This is a genomic window from Streptomyces sp. NPDC048338 (assembly GCF_043201055.1).
Classification (GTDB): Bacteria; Actinomycetota; Actinomycetes; order Streptomycetales; family Streptomycetaceae; genus Streptomyces.
On record NZ_JBICYQ010000013.1, the window covers coordinates 206,120 to 226,023 of the forward strand.

Here is a 19,904-nt window from a genome sequence, read left to right on the forward strand (position 1 = left end):
CTCGACCGTGTCTGCTTCAAAGAAGACCGCTTGGGCGGTCACCACTGCCGCACTGCTCCCCGTCCTCGTCGCCTCCCCGGCGCACGCGGACGACAAAGAGGAGCAGCAGCCCAAGCCGCCCGCCGTCATGTCCACCGTCGGCGGCTCCCTGCTCGGGCGGCCCGGTACCCAGGTCCAGCTCGGCCCGGGCGCCCCGGTCCTGCCCAAGGAGCTGAGCGGCCGGTCCTGGGTCGTCGCGGACGCGGAGACCGGCGACATCCTGGCGGCGCACAACTCCCACTGGCGCCTGCCGCCCGCCTCCACCCTCAAGATGCTCTTCGCGGACACGGTCCTGCCGAAGTTCCCGAAGACGACGAACCACACCGTCACCCCCGAGGACCTCAAGGACCTCGGCGCCGGCTCCAGCCTCGTCGGCGTCAAGGAGAAGCAGACCTACACGGCGCACGACCTCTGGCTCGGCGTCTTCCTTCGCTCGGGCAACGACGCCGTGCGGGTGCTGTCCGCCATGAACGGCGGCATCCCGAAGACCGTGGCGGACATGAACGACCACGCCGCCGAACTCCAGGCGCTCGACACGTACGCCGTCTCCCCGGACGGCTACGACGCGCCCCGCCAGGTCTCCTCCGCGTACGACCTCACCCTGATCGCCCGCAGCGGCATGCAGAAGGCGGACTTCCGGGAGTACTGCTCCACGGCCCGCGCCGCCTTCCCCGGTGAGCAGAAGCCGGGGAAGAAGCGCGAGACCTTCGAGATCCAGAACACCAACCGGCTGCTCACCGGCGACTTCGGCGTCGCGCCCTACCAGGGCATCGCCGGCGTCAAGAACGGCAACACCACGCACGCCGGCGCCACGTTCACAGGTGTCGCGGAACGCAACGGCAAAGTGCTGCTCGTGACGGTGATGAACCCGTCGTCCAAGGAGCAGCACGCGGTCTACAAGGAGACCGCCCGGCTCCTCGACTGGGGCTTCGCGGCCTCCGGCAAGGTGACCCCGGTCGGCGAGCTGGTGCCGCCGAAGTCGGCCGGCACCGGGACGGGCGGGGACTCCGGCGCCGGCTCGGACGGGACCGCGCCCGCTCCCGGCAAGAACGCGCCGGACACGGGCACCGCCCGGACCGTCGCCCAGGAGAAGTCGGGCGGGGTCGGGATCGCGCTCGGCGTGGCCGGCGGGGTCCTGGTGCTGCTCGCGGGCGCGGCCTTCCTCGTCAATCGCCGCTGGCCGCTGCCGGAGCTGGTGCGTCGTCGTCAGTCGCGGGACGAGAGCGTGAACCCGTAGCGGTCCAGGAGGCGCAGAACAGCAGCAGCTTCGCGGTGAAGTTGATCCACAGGAGCAGGGCGACCGGAACGCCGAACGCGCCGTACATCGACTTCGCCGCGACGCCGCGCATGTAGCCGCCGAGGAGCAGTTTCAGCAGCTCGAACCCGATGGCGCCGATCACCGCCGCCACCACCAGGCGGCGGCGCGGGGGCTGGACGCCCGGCAGCAGCGTCAGCAGGTACAGCAGCATGAGGAAGTCGGCGAGCGCGGCCACGGCGACGGCCGCGGCCTGGAGCAGGATCCCGCCGGCCCCGCCGTGCGAGATGCCCAGCCGGTCGGCGCTCCAGTCGACGGCGGTGGAGCCGAGCCAGGACGCGGCGAGCGAGCAGAGCCCGACGGCTCCGAGCCCGAGGAGCACGATCGCGTCCTTGCTCTTGCGCACGACGGGGTTGCCCTCCAGGTCGTCGAGCCCCCAGACCGCGCGCAGGCACTCCCGCATCGAGCCGATCCAGCCGATGCCGGTGAGCAGCAGCAGGGCGCCGGCCACCAGACCGATGGTGCCCGCGTTGGCCACCAGACCGTCGATGTTCAGCTGGTCGGAGATGCCCGGGACCTGCTCGGAGACCTTGTCCTGGATCTTGTCGAGCTGCTCGGTGCTGAGCAGGGCGGCGCCGACGGCCGCGGCCACCGTGATCAGCGGGAAGAGCGCGACGAAGCTGATGAAGGTGATGGCGGCGGCGAGCCGGGTCCAGTGGGCCTCGTCGAGCGTCTCGTAGGAACGCCAGGCATGCGTCCGCATGAGCCTGGTGAACCAGGGGCCGATGACGGGGAGCTTGGTCAGCCAGTCCATGTCGTACGCGTACCCCTTGAACCGTCGTTTGAGCGGAGGACGAGGGTCCGGGTTCCCCGGAACCTCGGACGGGTGGCGAGTGCCCTGCCGACGCCGCGTCCTGACAGGGTGTCGGAGCCCGCGGAGGTGAACCCGGGGGCCGGCCGGAGTCCTGCGGCGGGCGGGCGGCTCACAGGTCGGTGACCGCCATCCCGTACATCGCCGCCCACACCAGGCCGATGACCGCGAGCGGCCGGTCGCGCAGGACGACGTCCTCCGGGGCGCCGGCGGCACCGCGGTCGGCGAAGACGGCGTAGCGCAGCACGGCGAGGATGAAGGCGACCATCGACAGCTGGCGCCAGGGCAGCAGTGCGCCGTCGGCGACGCCGCCGCTCTCCAGCGCCCACAGGCAGTAGCCGAGGACCGCGACGCCCGCGGCCAGCTGCCACACGAAGCGCAGGTAGCCGGTCGTGTACTGGGTGAGCAGGGCCCGGGTCGCGCCTCGCGCGCCCTCCGGCTGGACGGCCTCGGAATACCGCTTGGCGGCGACCATGAAGAGCGCGCCGAAGCCGGTGGTGATCAGGAACCAGCGCGACAGCGGGATGCCGAGCGCGACTCCGCCGATCATGGCCCGCATCAGGAATCCGGTGGTGACGACCGCGAGGTCGACCACCAGGACGTGCTTGAGGCGCACGCAGTACGCGACCTGCATGGCGAGGTAGGCGATGAGGAGGACGGCCGTCATGGGGTTGCACAGGACCGCGCTCGCGACGGCGGCGCCGAGGCCGAGGAGCGTGCCCGCCGCGTAGGCGAGCGGCACGGGCACGAGTCCGGCGGCGACCGGCCGGCGGCGCTTCACGGGGTGGGCGCGGTCCGCGGCGGCGTCGCGGGCGTCGTTGACGAGGTAGACGGCGGAGGCGGAGGCCGTGAACAGGGCGAAGACCAGGGCGAGCCGGGTGGCCGAGTGCCAGGACACGAGCTGTCCCGCGGCCGCGGGCGCGGCGACGACGAGGACGTTCTTCACCCACTGGCGGGGGCGTGCGGTCCGCACGAGTCCCCCCACGAGCGCCCACCCGGTCCGTCTCGGGGGCCGTTGCCACTGCCGCGCGACACCGGGCTTGTCCAGCAGTGCGGTCCCCGCGCGCTCAGCCACGGACGCCGCCCCCACCGGTGCGGGCGGGCTCGGCGCGCAGCCAGCGGCGGCCGAGGCCGGCGGTGGCCGCGCCCAGGGCGGCGCCCGCCGCGACGTCCGTCGGGTAGTGGACCCCGACGACAAGGCGGGAGAGGCACATCGCCGTCGCCGCCGGGGCGGCGAGCCGGTGGGCCACCGGGTGCAGGGCGCCGAAGACGACGGCCGCGGCGACGGCGGAGCTCGCGTGGGAGCTGGGGAAGGAGTGCCGGCCGGCCGTACGGACCAGGGGCGCGAACCGGTCGGCACCGGGCCGCGGCCGGCGCACCACCCGCTTGACGCCCATGCTGGCCAGATGGGCCGCGCCGACGAGGGCCGTGCCGCGCAGCCATCCGGTCCGCCGCGCCGGGTCCACGGCCGCGCCGGCCAGTCCCGCCGCGAGCCACACGGCGCCGTGCTCGCCGCCGAAGGACAGGGCGCGGGCGACCGTGGCCACCGACCGCCGTCGCCCGCAGCCGCGCAGCAGACCCAGCAGCCGCTGATCGGCGCCGGACCAGTCCCCGTATCGCATGGGCTCGCCTCCCCGGTTCTCGGTCGACCCGGGGCGACTCTGGCCCGGCGGACCGCCGACCGCACGGCAATCTTTCCTGACACTCCTTTAATCACCCATTTCGACGAGCCGAACGGCAATCCCGGCAAAGCAGACAGGTAGGGCGATACGGTCGCCTCCATGGCCGCCGAGACCGACGTCGAGCCCCGTATCGCCGCCGTCGCACCCCCCACCGCCGTCGCGCCCGTCACCACCCCCGACGAGCCCGACGAACCCCTCACGGGCTGGGGCCGCACCGCGCCCACCCTCGCGCGCGTGCACCGTCCCCGCACGCCCGAGCAGGCCGCCGAGGCGGTCCGCTCCTGCGGTGCCCGCGGCTCCATCGCCCGGGGCCTCGGCCGGGCCTACGGCGACGCCGCGCAGAACGCCGGCGGCGCCGTCCTCGACATGACCGGCCTGGACCGCATCCACGCCGTGGACGCCGACGCCGGAGTCGTCGTCTGCGACGCCGGGGTGAGCCTGCACCGCCTGATGGAGGTGCTGCTGCCGCTCGGCTGGTTCGTGCCCGTGACGCCGGGCACCCGGTACGTCACCGTCGGCGGCGCCATCGGCGCCGACATCCACGGCAAGAACCACCACGTCTCGGGCTCCTTCGCCCGCCACGTGGCCTCGCTCGACCTCCTCACGGCCGACGGACGGATCCGCACCGTCCTCCCCGGCACCGACCTCTTCGACGCCACCGCGGGCGGCATGGGACTGACCGGGGTGATCCTCTCCGCCACCCTGCGCCTGCTCCCCGTCGAGACCTCGCTCGTCCTGGTCGACACCGAACGCGCCCACGACCTCGACGACCTGCTGGCCCGGCTCACCACCGGCGACCACCGCCACCGCTACTCCGTCGCCTGGATCGACCTGCTCGCCCGCGGCGCCGCGACCGGCCGCTCCGTGCTGACCCGCGGGGACCACGCCCCGTACGACGCGCTCCCCCGCCGGGCCCGCCGCGCGCCGCTCGCCTTCCGCCCGGGGCGGCTGCCCGCCGCGCCCGCGTTCCTGCCCGAGGGGCTCCTCGGGCGCACCACCGTGGGCCTCTTCAACGACTTCTGGTACCGCCGGGCCCCGAGCCGGCGCACCGGCGAGCTCCAGCGGATCCCCGCCTTCTTCCACCCGCTGGACGGCGTCCCGCACTGGAACCGCGTCTACGGCCGGGGCGGCTTCGTCCAGTACCAGTTCGTGGTCGGCCACGGCCACGAGGAGACCCTGCGCCGGATCGTGCGGCGGATCGCGCGCCGCGGCTGCCCCTCGTTCCTCGCCGTCCTCAAGCGCTTCGGCGAGGGCGACCCCGGCTGGCTGTCCTTCCCCATGCCCGGCTGGACGCTCGCGCTCGACATCCCGGCCGGCATCTCGGGGCTCGGCGCGTTCCTCGACGAACTGGACGAGGAGGTGGCGCAGGCCGGCGGCCGGGTCTACCTCGCGAAGGACTCCCGGCTGCGGCCGGACGTGCTGCAGGCGATGTACCCGCGGCTCGCCGACTTCCGGGCGCTGCGGGCCGCCCTCGACCCGCGTTCCGTCTTCACCTCGGACCTCGCGCGCCGTCTGGCGCTGTGATCCCGCACCAAGGAGACCCTCCATGAAGGACGCCTTCGGCATCCCGCAGTCCCTGCTCCTCCTCGGCGGCACCTCCGAGATCGGTCTCGCCACCGCCCGCCGGCTGATCACCCGCCGGGTCCGTACGGTCTGGCTGGCCGGACGCCCCTCCCCCGCGCTCACGGCCGCGGCCGACTCGCTGCGCCGGCTCGGCGCGGACGTGCACACCGTGCCCTTCGACGCGCTGGACACCGCCTCGCACGCCGAGCGGCTCGGGAAGATCTTCGCGGAGGGCGACATCGACCTGGTGCTGCTCGCCTTCGGGATCCTGGGCGACCAGGCCCACGACGAGGCCGATCCGACGGCCGCCGTCCGGGTCGCCCAGACGAACTACACGGGCGCGGTCTCCGCCGGCCTGGTCTGCGCGCAGGCCCTGCAGGCCCAGGGTCACGGCTCGCTCGTGGTGCTCTCGTCGGTGGCCGGCGAACGGGCCCGGCGCGCGAACTTCATCTACGGCTCGTCCAAGGCCGGGCTCGACGCCTTCGCGCAGGGACTCGGGGACGCGATGCACGGGACCGGGGTGCACGTGATGGTCGTACGGCCCGGCTTCGTCCGGTCGAGGATGACCGAGGGACTCGACGAGGCGCCGCTCGCGACCACCCCGGAGGCGGTCGCGACGGCGATCGAGCTCGGCCTGCGGCGCAGGACGGAGACCGTGTGGGTGCCGGGCACGCTGCGGGTGGTGATGTCCGCGCTGCGGCACGTGCCGAGGGCGGTGTTCCGGCGGCTGCCGGTGTGACCCGCGGCCGGGCCCGGCCGCGGGCAGCGGCGGTCAGCCCGCCGCGGGGGTCGGGGTGTCGACCGGGGAGCCCTGGACCGGGACGCCGGCGACCGGGCGGCCCCGGCCGAACTCGTACGCGTGCAGCTTGCGCCAGACCGCGTCCGCGCCCTGCTCGTAGAGCGCGAAGGAGCGGCAGGTCCAGGCGGCCTCGTAACCGGACAGCTCCTGGAACGCCCGGTCCATCGCCTCCTCGGAGATGCCGTGGGCGACGGTCACGTGCGGGTGGTACGGGAACTGGAGCTCGCGCACCAGCGGCCCGGCCTCGTCCCGGATCCGCTGCTGCAGCGCGTTGCAGCCGGAGACGCCCTGCGTGAGCTTGACGAAGACCACCGGGGACAGCGGGCGGAACGTTCCGGTGCCGCGCAGCCGCATGGCGAAGGGGGTGCAGTCGGCGGCGACGGCGGCGAGGTGCGCCTCGATCAGCGGGAGGCGCTCCGCGTCCACCGCGGTCGGCGGGACCAGGGTCACGTGCGTGGGGATGCCGTGCGCGGCCGGATCCCCGAAGCCGGCGCGCCGCTCCTGGAGCAGGCTGCCGTAGGGCTCCGGGACCGCGATCGAAACGCCGAGCGTTACGGTCCCCACGTCGTTCTCCTCCGTCGTCGAGCTGCGGGTGTCGGATGGTGGTGCAGCCGCCAGTGTGCGGCCTGCACCACCCCTGTGGCCAGGGTCCTTGGACTCGGCCTTCGACCGGTCCTCGGTCAGTGCTTCGCGGGCAGGAACCCCACCCGCTCGTACGTCTGCGCCAGGGTCTCCGCGGCGACCGCGCGGGCCTTCTCGGCTCCCTTGGCCAGGAGAGAGTCCAGCGTCTCCGGGTCGTCCAGGTATTCCTGCGTCCGGGTCCGGAACGGCGTGACGAAGTCCACCATGACCTCGGCCAGGTCCGTCTTCAGCGCGCCGTACATCTTGCCCTCGTACGACTGTTCCAGCGCGGCGACGGACGTCCCCGTGAGGGTGGACAGGATGGTGAGCAGGTTGGAGACGCCCGGCTTGTTCTCGAGGTCGAAGCGGATGACCGTGTCGGTGTCGGTGACCGCGCTCTTGACCTTCTTGGCCGTGGTCTTCGGGTCGTCGAGCAGGTTGATCAGACCCCTGGGCGTCGACGCCGACTTGCTCATCTTGATCGTCGGGTCCTGCAGGTCGTAGATCTTCGCCGTCTCCTTGAGGATGTACGGCGACGGGATCGTGAACGTCTCGCCGAAGCGGCCGTTGAACCGCTCCGCGAGGTCGCGGGTCAGCTCGATGTGCTGCCGCTGGTCCTCGCCGACCGGCACCTCGTTGGCCTGGTACAGCAGGATGTCGGCGACCTGCAGGATCGGGTACGTGAAGAGGCCGACGGTGGCCCGGTCGGCACCCTGCTTGGCCGACTTGTCCTTGAACTGCGTCATGCGGGACGCCTCACCGAAGCCGGTGAGACAGTTCATGACCCAGCCGAGCTGCGCGTGCTCGGGGACGTGGCTCTGGACGAACAGCGTGCAGCGCTCGGGGTCGAGCCCGGCGGCGAGCAGCTGGGCGGCGGCGAGCCGGGTGTTCGCCCGCAGCTCGGCGGGGTCCTGCGGAACCGTGATCGCGTGCAGGTCGACGACCATGTAGAAGGCGTCGTGGGTCTCCTGCAGGGCGACCCACTGGCGGACGGCGCCGAGGTAGTTGCCGAGGTGGAACGAGCCTGCGGTGGGCTGGATTCCGGAGAGCACACGGGGACTGTCAGAGGCCATGCTCAACATTCTCTCAGGTGTGGGACCCGATCCCGGACTGCCGGTGCACCGGAGGGGCGAGGACCCCGGAGACGTGGTGCGGCCGGCGTTCTCCGGGGTCCGCGGCCCGCCCTGCCGGTCCCGTCCGGGGCCGGCCTCCCTGCCGTGACGGCCGGGAGGCGCGGCCGATGAGACGAGGAACACAGTGCGCCCCGCCGGGACCCGGCCGGGACCCGGCCGGGGTGCGCCGGGGTGCGCCGGGGTGCGCCCTAGACCGGCAGGCCCGGCGCGGGGAAGGCCGCCATCAGTTCGGCGACCTCGGCCCGGACCGCGAGGAGGGTGTCCTCGTCCCCGGCGCCCGCCGCCTTCACGGCCCGGTCGATCCAGTCGGCGACCTGGGCCATGTGCGCGGTGCCCAGGCCGCGCGAGGTGAGCGACGGCGTACCGATCCGGATGCCGGAGGGGTCGAAGGGCTTCCGGGTGTCGTAGGGGACGGTGTTGTGGTTGACGACGATCCCGGCCCGGTCCAGGGCCTTGGCGGCGATCTTGCCCGGGACGTCCTTCGGCGTGAGGTCGATGAGGATCAGGTGGTTGTCGGTGCCGCCGGAGACCAGGTCGAAGCCGCGGGCGAGGAGCGCCTCGGCCAGGGCCCGGGCGTTGGCGACGACCGCGTGGGCGTAGTCGCGGAAGGAGGGCCGGCCCGCCTCGCGCAGGGCGACGGCGATCGCGGCGGTGGTCTGGTTGTGCGGGCCGCCCTGGAGACCGGGGAAGACGGCCTTGTCGAGGACCTTGGCGTGCTCGTCGCGGGACATCAGCATGGCTCCGCGCGGGCCGCGCAGGGTCTTGTGGGTGGTCGTGGAGATCACGTCCACGTGCGGCACCGGGGAGGGGTGGGCGCCGCCGGCGACCAGGCCGGCGATGTGGGCGATGTCGGCGACGAGGACGGCCCCGGCCTCCCTGGCGATCTCGCCGAAGGCGGCGAAGTCGATCGTGCGGGGCAGCGCCGTACCCCCGCAGAAGATCACCTTCGGGCGTTCCTTCAGGGCGAGTTCGCGGACCTGGTCGAGGTCGACGAGCCCGGTGTCCGGACGGACGCCGTACTGCACGCCGCGGAACCACCGGCCGGTCGCCGAGACGCCCCAGCCGTGCGTGAGGTGGCCGCCCATCGGCAGGGCCATGCCCATCACGGTGTCTCCGGGCTCGGCGAAGGCCAGATGGACGGCGAGGTTGGCCGGGGAGCCCGAGTAGGGCTGGACGTTGGCGTGCTCCACGCCGAAGACGGCCTTGGCGCGCTCGACGGCGAGGGTCTCGACGAGGTCGATGTTCTGCTGGCCCTCGTAGTAGCGGCGGCCGGGGTAGCCCTCGCTGTACTTGTTCTGCAGGACGGTGCCCGAGGCTTCGAGCACCGCCGTCGAGACGTAGTTCTCACTGGGGATCAGACGCAGGGTCTCGGCCTGCAGCCGCTCCTCGGCGCCGACGAGCGCGGCGAGTTCGGGGTCGGCGGCGGCCAGGGCCGGGTGGCGGACGGGAAGCTGCTCGGCGTTCGGGTTCGTCACGGCGGTTCCTCCGGGCGTTCGGCGGGTCCCGGGCGCGGCCCCCGACGGGGCGCACGACACGGGACGGATCGGGTCCCGTGCTGCGGACGAGGGCTCACCGCGCCGAAGGCGGGAGGCGGGCGGCATCCACACGGGGACTTGTCGGTCCCGTGATGCCCAGGCGGGCGGCATCGCGTGTTCTGCCGCGCGCGGCTCCCCCGGGGTCGCTTCCCCGTACGCCAGTCGCCGCGCGTGTTCTCAGACTAGGTCCTGTCCGGGCGATCTTCGAGGACCGGCCCGCGGCGTCGGATGTGGTGTATCGCACGGCGGAGCATCGCCCTCGTACCGGGCGTACCCGGGCGACTCCGACAACGCCGCGAGACGCCGCAGCCGTCGTCGCGGGCCCGAGAAGATCGCCCGGACAGGACCTGGCTGGCGCGTCGTCATCGAGGTTTCCTCGTCCGGCATCCGAGCGACGATAAGAAAGGGGCGCCACACCCGCCCCAGGCCGCAGGACGAACGGAGACCCCGTGTCGAGGACGCAAGACGCGATCGCTTCCGCGGAGGCGCACAGCGCTCACAACTACCACCCCCTGCCCATCGTCGTCGCCTCGGCGGACGGCGCCTGGATGACGGATGTCGAGGGCCGCCGCTACCTCGACATGCTCGCCGGGTACTCGGCCCTCAACTTCGGGCACGGCAACCGGCGGCTGATCGACGCCGCGCGGGCGCAACTGGAGCGGGTGACGCTCACGTCGCGGGCGTTCCACCACGACCGCTTCGCGGAGTTCTGCGCGCGCCTCGCGGAGCTGTGCGGCAAGGAGGCCGTGCTGCCGATGAACACGGGCGCGGAGGCGGTCGAGACCGCGGTGAAGACCGCCCGGAAGTGGGGGTACGAGGTCAAGGGCGTGCCGGACGGGCACGCGAAGATCGTGGTGGCGGCGAACAACTTCCACGGCCGTACGACGACGATCGTCAGCTTCTCCACGGACCACGAGGCACGGGACCACTTCGGCCCGTACACCCCGGGGTTCGAGATCGTCCCGTACGGCGACGCGACCGCGCTGGAGGCGGCGGTCACGGAGAACACGGTGGCGGTGCTCCTGGAGCCGATCCAGGGCGAGGCCGGGGTGCTGGTGCCGCCCGCCGGGTATCTGCGCGAGGTGCGGGAGCTGACCCGCGCGCGGAACGTGCTGTTCATGGCGGACGAGATCCAGTCGGGCCTCGGCCGGACCGGGAGGACCTTCGCGTGCGAGCACGAGGGCGTGGTGCCGGACGTGTACATCCTGGGCAAGGCGCTGGGAGGTGGTGTCGTCCCCGTCTCGGCGGTGGTGGCGGACCGCGACGTGCTCGGGGTGTTCCGGCCCGGTGAGCACGGTTCGACCTTCGGCGGGAACCCGCTCGCGTGCGCGGTGGCCCTGGAGGTGATCGCGATGCTGCGGTCCGGCGAGTACCAGCAGCGCGCGACCGAGCTGGGCGAGCACCTGCACGCCGAGCTGGGGCTGCTGGTGGGCGGCGGCGCCGTGGAGGCGGTCCGCGGGCGCGGGCTGTGGGCGGGCGTGGACATCGCGCCGTCCCGGGGCACGGGCCGGGAGATCTCGGAGAAGCTGATGGAGCGCGGTGTCCTGGTGAAGGACACGCACGGGTCGACGATCCGGATCGCTCCCCCGCTGGTGATCAGCAAGGAGGACCTGGACTGGGGCCTGGAGCAGCTGCGGGCGGTGCTCTCGGCCTGACCCCGTACGGCGTCGGCGCCGGCCCGCCACGGGGCCGGCGCCGTCACCGGAGCCCTCAGAGGATGACGTGGGGCAGGAAGCGGGCGTACTCGTCGGTGATCAGGCCGGCCGACTCGCGGATGCCGAGCCCCGCCGCCTCGTCCTCGACGACCCACGCGCCGAGCACCACCCGGTTGCCGTCGAAGTCGGGCAGCGGGGCCAGCTCCTGGTAGCAGCACGGCTCCTCACGCACCGGGGCGGGGGCGCCCGGCTCGTGGACGGTGACACCGGCGCCCTCGCGGCCGAGCAGCGGCTTGGCCACGTAGCCGGCCCCCGAGGCCAGCTCGCGCGGGCCGTCGAGGTAGGCGGGCAGCAGGTTCGGGTGACCCGGGTAGAGCTCCCACAGGACGGCGAGCAGCGCCTTGTTGGACAGCAGCATCTTCCAGGCGGGTTCGATCCAGCAGGTCGTGCCGGTGCCACCGCCGTTGTCGAGCGTGTCCAGCACGTGCGGGCCGAAGCGGTCGGTGGTCAGCCACTCCCACGGGTAGAGCTTGAAGCAGCTCCGGATGAAGCGCAGCCGGTCGTCCACGAACCGGCCCGACAGCCGGTCCCAGCCGATCCGTTCGACGGACAGCGCCTCGGTGTCGAGCCCGGCCTGCTCGGCGGTCTCGCGCAGGTACGCGACCGTCATCAGGTCCTCGCCGAGCTCGTCCCCGTCCGAGTGGACGAAGTGGACCGGGCTGCCCGGCGGCAGCAGCCGCGCCTGCCGGCGCCAGGCCTCGACCAGCCGCTCGTGGAGCGAGTTCCACTGGTCGGCGCCGGGGAAGCGGTCCTCCATCCAGAACCACTGCGGACTCGCGGCCTCGACGAGGGAGGTGGGCGTGTCGGCGTTGTACTCCAGCATCTTCGCCGGTCCCGTGCCGTCGTAGCGAAGGTCGAAGCGGCCGTAGAGGGTGGGGAGTTCGTCCCGGCGCCGCCAGGACTCGGCGACGAGGGAGGCGAGCCGGGGGTCGGTGAGGCCGAGATCGGCGAAACGATCCTTCGCCACGATGTGGGCGGCGGCCTCCAGACACATGGCGTGCAGCTCCTCGACCACCTCCTCCAGGGCCTCGACCTCGGGCAGCGTGAAGGAGTAGTACGCGCTCTCGTCCCAGTACGGGCGCAGCGAACCGTCGGGGTGGCGGGTCAGGGGGTAGACGAGCCCCTGCTCCTCGACGGTCCGCTGCCAGTCGGGCCGGGGGTCGATGGTGTGCCGTCGCATGGCGTGATCAGCCGCCGCCCGAGCCCGAGCAGCCGAAGCCGCCGGTGTCCACGGCGGACTTGTCGAAACTGCCGCCGCTGAGCCGGCCGTCGCGCACCGTGCCGCCGTAGTAGTACGAGCCGCGGGCGGTGGTGCTGCTGCCGCCCGAGCCGCTGTCGCACTCGTAGCTCGGCAGCTTCTCGCGGGTCAGCGGGTCCACGCACCGCTTGTCCGGCTCGGAGCCGCACGCCGTGATCGTCGCCGCGAGCACGCCCATCCCGCCGAGTATCACCGTGCTCGACCTCAGTCTGCGCATCTGCGCCGCCCTCCCCGATCTCTCTGGCCTGGTGCGACCGCACAGTGTAGGCCGCGCCTTTTCGGCCGTCGCACGAGGTCCTGTCCCGGGAGCTCCGGGGATCGGGCCACGGCGCCGGACGCGGTGCGCCGCCACGAGCTTCCGGAGGCACCCCGAGGGGTGTCCCGTCGATCGGGCCGGGTCGGCGAACGCGGGGAGCCCGGCATGATCGGCAAGACACCCCTAGAGTCGTTTCGTGCTCTTCGGGATGCTTTGCGCGCTCGGTTCGGCCCTCTGCTACGGCACGGCCTCGGTCCTGCAGGCGCTCGCCGCGCGGGCGACGGAGCCCGGCTCGGGCAGCGGGGTCGATGTCGCCCTGCTGTGGCGGGCGGTGCGGCAGTGGCGCTACGTGGCGGGGCTCACCCTGGACGGCCTCGGCTTCGTCCTGCAGGTGGTCGCGCTGCGCACGCTGCCGATCTACACGGTGGGCGCGGCGCTCGCGTCGAGTCTGGCGGTCACCGCGGTGGTCGCCTCACGGCTCCTCAAGGTCCGGCTGAGCCGGGTGGAGTGGACGGCGGTGGCGGTGGTCTGCGGGGGACTGGCGACGCTGGCACTCGCCTCGGGCCGGGAGGGCGACGAGGGCGGCCCGCCGGCGCTCGGCTGGGCGATGCTCGGCACCGCGTGCGCGGTGCTCGCGCTGGGTGCGGCCGTCGGCCGGCTGCCCGACCGGCCGCGGGCCCTGGCGCTGGGTCTGGGCTCGGGGTTCGGCTTCGGCGTGGTGGAGGTGTCGGTCCGGCTGGTCGACGGCGTGGACTTCGCGGACCCCGCCCTCTACGCGCTGCTCGTCGGGGGCGGGGCGGGCTTCCTGCTGCTGACCTCGGCGCTGCAACGCGGCTCGGTCACGACCGCGACCGCGGGCATGGTCGTCGGGGAGACCGTCGGTCCCGCCCTGGTGGGGGTGGTCTGGCTGGGCGACCGCACCCGCGAGGGGCTGGGCTGGCTCGCGGTGCTCGGCTTCACGGTGGCCGTCGCCGGTGCGCTGGCGCTGGCCCGGTTCGGCGAGGCACCCGCTCCCGCGGAGGCCGGGGCGGAGGCGGCGAGGCCGGCGCCGCCACCGGGTCCCGCGGCCTGACCTCCGTCCGGCCGTGGCGGCACGCCGGGGCGCGGCCCCCGGGCCCCGACCCGAACGACGCCCCGGCCCCCGGCAAGAGCGGCAAGCTCGGCAAGACGCCCCTAGGGCAGCACCCGGCACAGGGCCTGCAGCGCTCCGTTCCATCCGCTGTCCGGCGGAGTCGCGTAGCCGACGACCAGACCGTCGAGCGCCGGGGGCACCTCGGGGTGGCGGAAGCGGTTCAGGCCGAGCAGGGCGAGTCCCTGCCAGGCCGCCGAGCGCAGCACCTCGGGTTCCGTGCCCGGCGGGAGCTCCAGCACCGCGTGGAGGCCGGCCGCGATCCCGCTCACCCGGGTCTGCGGCGAGTGCGCGGCGACGGCCTCCACCAACTGGTCGCGCCGCCTCCGGTAGCGCAGCCGCATGGCCCGGACGTGGCGGTCGTACGCCCCCGAGGCCAGGAACTCCGCGAAGGTCAGCTGGTCGAGCGCGCTGGACACCCAGTCCACTGTTCCCTTGGCCGCCGTCACCTCGTCCACCAGGTCCTCCGGCAGCACCATCCACGCCAGCCGCAGCCCGGGCGCCAGCGACTTGCTCGACGTGCCCAGGTACACCACCCGTTCGGGGTCGAGTCCCTGGAGCGCGCCCACGGGCTGGCGGTCGTAGCGGAACTCGCCGTCGTAGTCGTCCTCCAGGACCAGACCGCCCGACGCCCGCGCCCAGTCGACGACGGCAGCACGCCGGTCGGGCGGCAGCGCGCCGCCGAGCGGGAACTGGTGGGCGGCGGTCAGCAGCACGGCGCCCACACCGCCCCGCATGTCCTCCAGGGCCTCGGTCCGGGTGCCCCGGGCGTCCAGCGGCAGCGCCGGCAGCCGCAGTCCCGCGCGCGTCAGCAGGTCCCAGTGGACGTCGAGCCCGTACGACTCGACCGCCACCTCCCGCGCCCGGCGTGCCCGCAGCACCTGTCCCATCAGCATCAGCCCGTGCACGAACCCGGAACAGATCACGATCCGCTCCGGACGCGCGTACACGCCCCGTGCCCGGGCCAGGTACTCCGCGAGCGCTGTGCGCAGCTCGATCCGGCCGCGCGGGTCGCCGTAGCCGAAGGCCTCGTGCGGCGCGGCCGTCAGCGCCCGCCGCGACGCCTTGAGCCACTCGGCGCGCGGGAAGGACGCGAGGTCGGGCACGCCCGCCTTCAGGCTGTACGTCGGCCGGCCGGACACCGGACGGGCAGGGGCGGCGCCCCTCGCCGCGTGCCCGCGGCGAGGGGCGGCCCGGCGGGCGACCCGGGTGCCCGACCCCTGGCGCGCCGTCAGCCAGCCCTCGGCGACCAGTTCGGCGTAGGCGTCGGCGACGGTGTTGCGGGCCACCCCCAGGTCCGCGGCGAGCGAGCGCGAGGACGGCAGCCGGGTGCCCGCCTCCAGGCGCCCGCTGCGCACCGCCTCGCGCAGGGCGTCCATCAGGCCCGTACGCAGCTTCGCGCCACGCAGTTCGAGGTGCAGGTCGGCGCCGAAAGTGGCCCAGTCGTTCGCCATGGGAATGGACCATACTCCCCGGCCACCCGGACCGTACGGTGAAACCATGACGACGACGAACGCCCTGGCCGCCACGGCCGCGGCCCCCCATCCGACCGGCGACGACGCGACGACCGGGTACGCGCACGAGCACGCACCCCGGCTCCCCTTCGCGGAGCGGCTCCCCGAGTTCTACCGGGCCATGCTCCGGCTGGAGACGGCCGCCGCCCAGGGCGTCGACCCGACCCTCTACCACCTGATCAAGATCCGCGCCTCGCAGGTCAACCACTGCGCCTTCTGCATCGACATGCACACCAAGGACGCGCTCGCGGAGGGCGAGTCGGTCGAGCGGATCGTCCAGCTCTCCGCCTGGGAGGAGTCCCGGCACTTCTACACCGAGCGGGAGCTCGCCGCCCTCGCGCTGACCGAGGCGGTCACCGTCCTCACCGACGGCTTCGTCCCCGACGCGGTGTACGCCCGGGCCGCCGCCGTCTTCGACGAGACCGAACTGGCCCGCGTCATCGCCGCGATCACCGTCATCAACGCCTGGAACCGGATCGCCGTCTCCACCCGTATGACGCCCGGTCACTACACCCCGGGGATGTACAAGAAGTGACCGCCCGGGCGCTCCGCGCGCTGCACCGCGACCGGGCCGCGGACGATCCGCTGGTGGTGCCCGGCCCCTGGGACGCGGCCTCGGCGCGGGTGTTCGAGGAGGCGGGCTTCGCCACGCTCGCGACGCCGAGCGCGGGAATCGCCGCCGCTCTCGGGTACGCGGACGGGCAGACCCCGCCGGAGGAGATGTTCGCCGCCGTGGCCAGGATCGCGCGGGCCGTGTCCGTACCGGTCACCGCGGACCTGGAGGACGGCTACGGCCTGTCGCCGCGTGAACTGGTGGCACGGGTCCTGGAGGCCGGCGCGGTGGGCGTCAACCTGGAGGACTCCGACCGGTCCGGCGGGCTCGGGGACCCGCGGGCGCACGCCGACCGGCTCGCGCAGGTGCGGGAGGCCGCGGGCGGGGAGCTCTTCGTCAACGCGCGCACGGACACCTACCTCGCCGCGTCCGCGCCCGGGGATCCGGCCGCCGACGCGATCGAGCGCGGCCGGCTCTACGTGGCGGCCGGGGCGGAATGCGTCTATCCGATCGCCGCACCCGCGTCGGACCTGCCCCGGCTGAGCGCCGGGATCGGCGCACCGCTCAACTTCCTGTCCCGGCCGGGCGGTCCGTCCGCCGCCGAGGCCGGACGGCTCGGCGCGACCCGGATCACCTTCGGCCACGGACTCCTGCTGCGCACCCTGCACGGCGTCGCCGACCTGGCCCGGGAGCTGAGGACGGCCTGAGGACGGCCCGCCGGCAGCCCGGGGCCGGGGTCCCGGGCGTCCGGGGGCTCTCGCGTCCGGGGCCGGCCGCCCCGGACGCGCGGAGGGGCCCCGCCGGAGTCAGGGCGGCCCGGGCCGGAAGAAGTCCAGCGCGATGCGCAGGGTCTCCTTCTGCTGGGGCCAGTCGGCCACCGGGCCGGCGACCAGGATCGCGTACTGGCGGCCGTCCGTGGCCGTGAAGGCCCGGTCGACGACCTGCCGGCGTCCGCCCTCCCGGTCGTAGGCGTACACCAGCTCCGCGGCGTCGGCCGGAGCGCCGGCCTCGCCGGAGACCCGGCCGAGGCTGATCTCGCGATAGCCCGGGTTCTTCCCGGCCAGGTCCCGGGACGCCTGCTGCAGTGCCGTGTACGGCGTGACGTCGGCCCCTTCGAGCAGGAAGATCTGCACCAGGCCCGTGTCGTCGGGCGAGTGGTAGAAGATCCCGCCGGCGCCCTCGTCGGTACGGGTCCAGTTCACCGGGACGGCGAGGGTGAAGCCCCGCGCGTCCTCGACCGCGTGGTAGCCCGGCGGAGGCAGGTCGTCCATCGGGGCGCCGCCCGCCGAGGGTGAGCCCGACGACGGGCCGGGGTCCGTCGGGGATCCGGGCTCCGTCGGGGCGCCGGAGGCCGACGCCGGGTCCGTCGCGGTCACCGTGGCGCCCGGGGCACCGCCCTGGGCCCCGCGCCCCTCGTCGTCGCCGCCCCAGGCAAGCCAGCCGCCGACGGAGCCGGCCGCCAGTACGGCCACGACGACGCCCGCCACCAGCGCGTTGCGCGAGCGGGGGGCGGCGGGCCCGGGTTCGTACGGAGGCGGTCCGGGGGCGTACCCCGGGGGAGGCGGGACGAGCGGGCCGCCGTTCGGCAGGCCGGTTCCGCCGCCGGGCCCCGGCGCGGCGGGGCCGGGCACACCGGTTCCGCCGCCGAGGCCCGCCGTGCCGCCCGGACCCGTCTCCCAGCTCTGCGTCTCGTCGTTCCAGCGGGCTCTGTCCCCGATACCGGCCACCTCACCCTCCGAGGAGCGCGGCGACGGCCTGGCCGACGGCGACGCCCGAGGCCAGGATCCCGGTCACGGCGCCCGCGTCGCCGAGGGCCTGGCGCAGTCGCGCCAGACGCCCCCGGCCCGCCTCGCCGGTGCCCTCGATCTCGTCCTCGGCTTCGGCCAGTTCGGCGTCGAGCGCGGCCGTCTGCTCCGAGGCGACCACGTTCCCCAGGTCCGCGCGGAGCCGGCGGACGGCCTGGAGCAGTTCCTCCTGCGCGGGGTCGCGCACCGGCTCGCCGCCCGCACCGCCCTCGTGCTGCGTCACGGTGTTGTTGTCGCCGATGGCGAACGCGCCGTGCACGCTGCCGATGTGGATGCCGCCGGCACGGTCGTCGTTCGGGTCAGCCACGGTCGCCTCCGGCCTTGGACGTGAAGGTCTTCTGGGTGATGGTGTTGTGGTTGCCGACGCCGACGGCGCCCTTGGCGGTCTCGATGAAGACGCCGCCCTCGGCCACGTTGACGATCTTCTGCTCGAACTCGCCGGTCTCGTAGCCGGCTTCGCGCAGCGCGACGGTCACGCCGCCCGCCACCCGGTCCTGGATGCTCTTCAGGTAGCGGCTGACGTCCATCTCCTGGAAGAGCGAGGCCTCGTCGTCCGAGCCGAGTTCGCGCACGGAGCGCAGCGGCCCCTCCGGCAGCGCGCCGGCGTGTCCGCCGGTGGCCAGTCGCCACAGGTGGCCGGCGGCCCGCCAGAGCGTGGCCAGGGCGTGTCCCGCGGAGCCCGGCACGTGGGCCAGTGCCCAGACGGCTTTGCCGAAGTGGTGGTTGTGGCGGTAGCGGTGGGCGATCCGGTCGGCATGCCGGAAGAGCGGCTTCACCGGTCGCAGGACGTGCGGGGCGACCTCCAGCATCAGCATGCCGCCCTGCGTGTGCACCCGGACGAAGACGGTGGTGACGATCTCCTCGCCCCAGCCTCCGACCCGGATGCGCAGGAAGTGCCGGCGGGCCTCGCCGCCCTCCTCGATGGCGCCCGAGCGGTGCTGCTCGAACTCCTCGGCGGTGTAGGGCGCGTGGGTTCGGCTCGGCAGTCCGTCGACCGGCAGGAAGACGGTCTCGTCGAGTTCCAGATCGCGCAGCCGGTCGCGTACCGCCGCCTGGAGCTGCGGAGATCCGTGGGCGGAGGGGACCCGCAGCGCCTCGACGAGCGGGACGATGTGCCGCATGATCGCGCTGTTGTCCAGCGGCTCGGGGGTGCGGTCCTTGCGCGGGCGCAGTTCGACCGAGAGCGACCACGGCTCGTACGGACTGCCGGCACCGCAGAAGGGGTTGTCGGAGCGGTACAGGACGAGCCGGGAGTGCTGCTCGGTCCTGATCCGTTCGCGCAGCCGGCGGAAGCGGACGCCTTCGGCCCGCTCGGCCGGGTCGGACGAGGTGTCGGCGAAGCGTCCCTTGGACAGCTCGCCGGTGAGCGCGCGGGCGAACTGGCCGCGCTGCACCGCCACCGCCCAGGCGAGGAGGAACGGGATCGCGATCGTGATCCAGACCTCCAGCGCGCCGATGCCCCAGATCTCGGACGACACCAGGTCGAGCGCGAAGCCCAGCAGATCGCCCACGTCGCCGAGTTCTCCGAGGAGATCCCACCGGGTCTCCTCGTCGCCGAAGGCGAGGACGAGCAGGACGACGGCGGACTGGAGGAGGCTGAGGCGGCCGTACCAGCGGAGCAGGAAGGCGGCGACGAGCCGGTGGACGGGCGGGTGGGCGGATCGTCCGCGGACCCAGCGGGCGATGCCGAGGATCAGGAAGGGCGTGATCAGCAGGGCGGCCAGGCCCTTGGTGAGCGGTACGGCGACGATCCAGAGGCCGAGGATCGCGGCGGACCAGCCGATCTCGACACGGCGGGCACGCAGGGCGTGCGCGAGGACGCGGGTGGCGTCCACACCGAGCGAGGGAGCGGCGACGCGCTCCTCGTGGACGTAGAGCTCGTCGATGACGGCGTCCCGGAAGGCGTCGTCGAGGTAGGTACCGGCACAGAGCAGTCGGGTCGCCTCACTGGCGGAGGGTAATCCGCGTGGATCGACGACCGGCGGACCGCCGGTGGGCCCCGGCTGGCGGGGCACGAACGACTGAGTCAAAACTCCCCCGAAATACTCAACTGTCCGTATTCTCGACCGACTTGCGCGTCGAGACGAAATGGACAGCATAAGGGAGCGGAGCCGGTGCCGTCGGCCCCACGAAGACGGCGCCCCCGGCCGTGCAGGCCGGGGGCGCCGTCGCGTCG

At 73.8% G+C, this 19,904-nt stretch carries 19 protein-coding genes and 1 riboswitch; of the genes, 7 read left to right on the top strand and 12 right to left on the bottom strand.

All coding sequences use genetic code 11. The features are described 5' to 3' along the window. Positions 1–7: 7 nt before the first annotated feature. Entirely contained in the window at positions 8–1,276 is a 1,269-nt protein-coding gene (locus ACGFZF_RS28545) for a D-alanyl-D-alanine carboxypeptidase family protein (RefSeq protein ID WP_393558724.1), read from the top strand. On the opposite strand, the gene ACGFZF_RS28550 is transcribed toward ACGFZF_RS28545, so the two are convergent. The 3 genes from ACGFZF_RS28550 to ACGFZF_RS28560 form a co-directional block, all read right to left on the bottom strand. Next, positions 1,206–2,108 carry a YihY/virulence factor BrkB family protein gene (locus ACGFZF_RS28550; RefSeq protein WP_393558726.1) on the bottom strand — a complete coding sequence of 301 codons (903 nt, stop codon included), beginning with the start codon at positions 2,106–2,108 and terminating at the stop codon, positions 1,206–1,208. The genes ACGFZF_RS28545 and ACGFZF_RS28550 overlap by 71 nt on opposite strands. 169 nt (positions 2,109–2,277) lie before the next feature. Further along, the gene (locus ACGFZF_RS28555) at positions 2,278–3,213 is read right to left on the bottom strand and encodes a decaprenyl-phosphate phosphoribosyltransferase (RefSeq protein ID WP_393558898.1); all 936 of its coding nucleotides are present in this window, start codon (positions 3,211–3,213) and stop codon (positions 2,278–2,280) included. A gap of 19 nt (positions 3,214–3,232) precedes the next feature. Further along, positions 3,233–3,787: a phosphatase PAP2 family protein gene (locus tag ACGFZF_RS28560; protein WP_393558728.1), complete on the bottom strand. Its 555-nt coding sequence runs from the start codon at positions 3,785–3,787 to the stop codon at positions 3,233–3,235. A 159-nt stretch (positions 3,788–3,946) separates the two neighbouring features. On the opposite strand from ACGFZF_RS28560, the gene ACGFZF_RS28565 reads away from it, so the two are divergent. Continuing rightward, on the top strand, positions 3,947–5,371 hold the full coding sequence (locus ACGFZF_RS28565; protein ID WP_393558730.1) for an FAD-binding protein: 1,425 nt from the start codon (positions 3,947–3,949) through the stop codon (positions 5,369–5,371). A gap of 22 nt (positions 5,372–5,393) precedes the next feature. Then, complete coding sequence (locus tag ACGFZF_RS28570; protein WP_386543167.1) at positions 5,394–6,149, top strand: decaprenylphospho-beta-D-erythro-pentofuranosid-2-ulose 2-reductase; 756 nt, start codon at positions 5,394–5,396, stop codon at positions 6,147–6,149. 33 nt (positions 6,150–6,182) lie between these two features. Here the strand turns inward: ACGFZF_RS28570 and ACGFZF_RS28575 are convergent, their stop codons facing one another. The 3 genes from ACGFZF_RS28575 to glyA all read right to left on the bottom strand — a co-directional run bounded on the left by ACGFZF_RS28575 (position 6,183) and on the right by glyA (position 9,438). Further along, positions 6,183–6,773 (bottom strand): 2'-5' RNA ligase family protein, encoded by a 591-nt coding sequence (locus ACGFZF_RS28575; RefSeq protein ID WP_356780591.1) that lies wholly within the window; start codon positions 6,771–6,773, stop codon positions 6,183–6,185. Positions 6,774–6,889: 116 nt separating this feature from the next. After that, positions 6,890–7,903, bottom strand: a complete 1,014-nt coding sequence (gene trpS / locus ACGFZF_RS28580; RefSeq protein ID WP_393558733.1) for a tryptophan--tRNA ligase — start codon at positions 7,901–7,903, stop codon at positions 6,890–6,892. A gap of 248 nt (positions 7,904–8,151) precedes the next feature. Next, complete coding sequence (gene glyA, locus ACGFZF_RS28585) at positions 8,152–9,438, bottom strand: serine hydroxymethyltransferase (protein ID WP_393558735.1); 1,287 nt, start codon at positions 9,436–9,438, stop codon at positions 8,152–8,154. Between the two features lie 147 nt (positions 9,439–9,585). Then, positions 9,586–9,674: riboswitch (ZMP/ZTP riboswitch) on the bottom strand. A 273-nt stretch (positions 9,675–9,947) separates the two neighbouring features. Between glyA and rocD the strand changes: the two genes are divergently transcribed. Continuing rightward, positions 9,948–11,153, top strand: coding sequence for an ornithine--oxo-acid transaminase (gene rocD, locus ACGFZF_RS28590; protein ID WP_393558737.1), 1,206 nt, complete (start codon positions 9,948–9,950; stop codon positions 11,151–11,153). 55 nt (positions 11,154–11,208) lie between these two features. Here the strand turns inward: rocD and ACGFZF_RS28595 are convergent, their stop codons facing one another. Together ACGFZF_RS28595 and ACGFZF_RS28600 are read right to left on the bottom strand one after the other, a co-directional pair. Then, a complete protein-coding gene (locus ACGFZF_RS28595) occupies positions 11,209–12,393 on the bottom strand; it encodes a glutathionylspermidine synthase family protein (RefSeq protein WP_393558739.1) in 1,185 nt (394 codons plus the stop codon). A 7-nt stretch (positions 12,394–12,400) separates the two neighbouring features. Beyond that, the gene (locus ACGFZF_RS28600; RefSeq protein WP_393558741.1) at positions 12,401–12,688 is read right to left on the bottom strand and encodes a hypothetical protein; all 288 of its coding nucleotides are present in this window, start codon (positions 12,686–12,688) and stop codon (positions 12,401–12,403) included. Between the two features lie 247 nt (positions 12,689–12,935). Between ACGFZF_RS28600 and ACGFZF_RS28605 the strand changes: the two genes are divergently transcribed. After that, on the top strand, positions 12,936–13,799 hold the full coding sequence (locus ACGFZF_RS28605) for a hypothetical protein (protein ID WP_393558900.1): 864 nt from the start codon (positions 12,936–12,938) through the stop codon (positions 13,797–13,799). A 101-nt stretch (positions 13,800–13,900) separates the two neighbouring features. Here ACGFZF_RS28605 and ACGFZF_RS28610 read toward each other — a convergent pair whose 3' ends face one another. Further along, positions 13,901–15,310, bottom strand: coding sequence for a PLP-dependent aminotransferase family protein (locus tag ACGFZF_RS28610; protein WP_393558743.1), 1,410 nt, complete (start codon positions 15,308–15,310; stop codon positions 13,901–13,903). A gap of 46 nt (positions 15,311–15,356) precedes the next feature. Between ACGFZF_RS28610 and ACGFZF_RS28615 the strand changes: the two genes are divergently transcribed. Beyond that, positions 15,357–15,905, top strand: a complete 549-nt coding sequence (locus tag ACGFZF_RS28615) for a carboxymuconolactone decarboxylase family protein (RefSeq protein ID WP_393558745.1) — start codon at positions 15,357–15,359, stop codon at positions 15,903–15,905. Then, the gene (locus ACGFZF_RS28620) at positions 15,902–16,630 is read left to right on the top strand and encodes an isocitrate lyase/phosphoenolpyruvate mutase family protein (protein ID WP_393558747.1); all 729 of its coding nucleotides are present in this window, start codon (positions 15,902–15,904) and stop codon (positions 16,628–16,630) included. Before ACGFZF_RS28615 ends, ACGFZF_RS28620 begins: the two co-directional genes overlap by 4 nt. Before the next feature lie 99 nt (positions 16,631–16,729). Here the strand turns inward: ACGFZF_RS28620 and ACGFZF_RS28625 are convergent, their stop codons facing one another. Genes ACGFZF_RS28625 through ACGFZF_RS28635 form a run of 3 tightly spaced genes read right to left on the bottom strand, consistent with a single transcriptional unit; the run spans position 16,730 to position 19,758 of the window. Beyond that, positions 16,730–17,650, bottom strand: a complete 921-nt coding sequence (locus ACGFZF_RS28625) for a serine/arginine repetitive matrix protein 2 (protein ID WP_393558749.1) — start codon at positions 17,648–17,650, stop codon at positions 16,730–16,732. Position 17,651: 1 nt separating this feature from the next. Further along, positions 17,652–18,035 (bottom strand): hypothetical protein, encoded by a 384-nt coding sequence (locus tag ACGFZF_RS28630; RefSeq protein ID WP_393558751.1) that lies wholly within the window; start codon positions 18,033–18,035, stop codon positions 17,652–17,654. Then, entirely contained in the window at positions 18,028–19,758 is a 1,731-nt protein-coding gene (locus ACGFZF_RS28635; protein ID WP_393558753.1) for a hypothetical protein, read from the bottom strand. The genes ACGFZF_RS28630 and ACGFZF_RS28635 overlap by 8 nt, the downstream gene beginning before the upstream one ends. Positions 19,759–19,904 lie beyond the last annotated feature (146 nt).

Bases quoted from the DNA above. Each gene is read 5' to 3' on its own strand.
- ACGFZF_RS28605 (WP_393558900.1), top strand. From the start codon at position 12,936: ATGCTTTGCGCGCTCGGTTCGGCCCTCTGCTACGGCACGGCCTCGGTC.
- ACGFZF_RS28570 (WP_386543167.1), top strand. From the start codon at position 5,394: ATGAAGGACGCCTTCGGCATCCCGCAGTCCCTGCTCCTCCTCGGCGGC.
- ACGFZF_RS28595 (WP_393558739.1), bottom strand. From the start codon at position 12,393: ATGCGACGGCACACCATCGACCCCCGGCCCGACTGGCAGCGGACCGTC.
- ACGFZF_RS28610 (WP_393558743.1), bottom strand. From the start codon at position 15,310: ATGGCGAACGACTGGGCCACTTTCGGCGCCGACCTGCACCTCGAACTG.
- trpS (WP_393558733.1), bottom strand. From the start codon at position 7,903: ATGGCCTCTGACAGTCCCCGTGTGCTCTCCGGAATCCAGCCCACCGCA.
- ACGFZF_RS28600 (WP_393558741.1), bottom strand. From the start codon at position 12,688: ATGCGCAGACTGAGGTCGAGCACGGTGATACTCGGCGGGATGGGCGTG.
- ACGFZF_RS28615 (WP_393558745.1), top strand. From the start codon at position 15,357: ATGACGACGACGAACGCCCTGGCCGCCACGGCCGCGGCCCCCCATCCG.
- ACGFZF_RS28565 (WP_393558730.1), top strand. From the start codon at position 3,947: ATGGCCGCCGAGACCGACGTCGAGCCCCGTATCGCCGCCGTCGCACCC.
- ACGFZF_RS28560 (WP_393558728.1), bottom strand. From the start codon at position 3,787: ATGCGATACGGGGACTGGTCCGGCGCCGATCAGCGGCTGCTGGGTCTG.
- ACGFZF_RS28550 (WP_393558726.1), bottom strand. From the start codon at position 2,108: ATGGACTGGCTGACCAAGCTCCCCGTCATCGGCCCCTGGTTCACCAGG.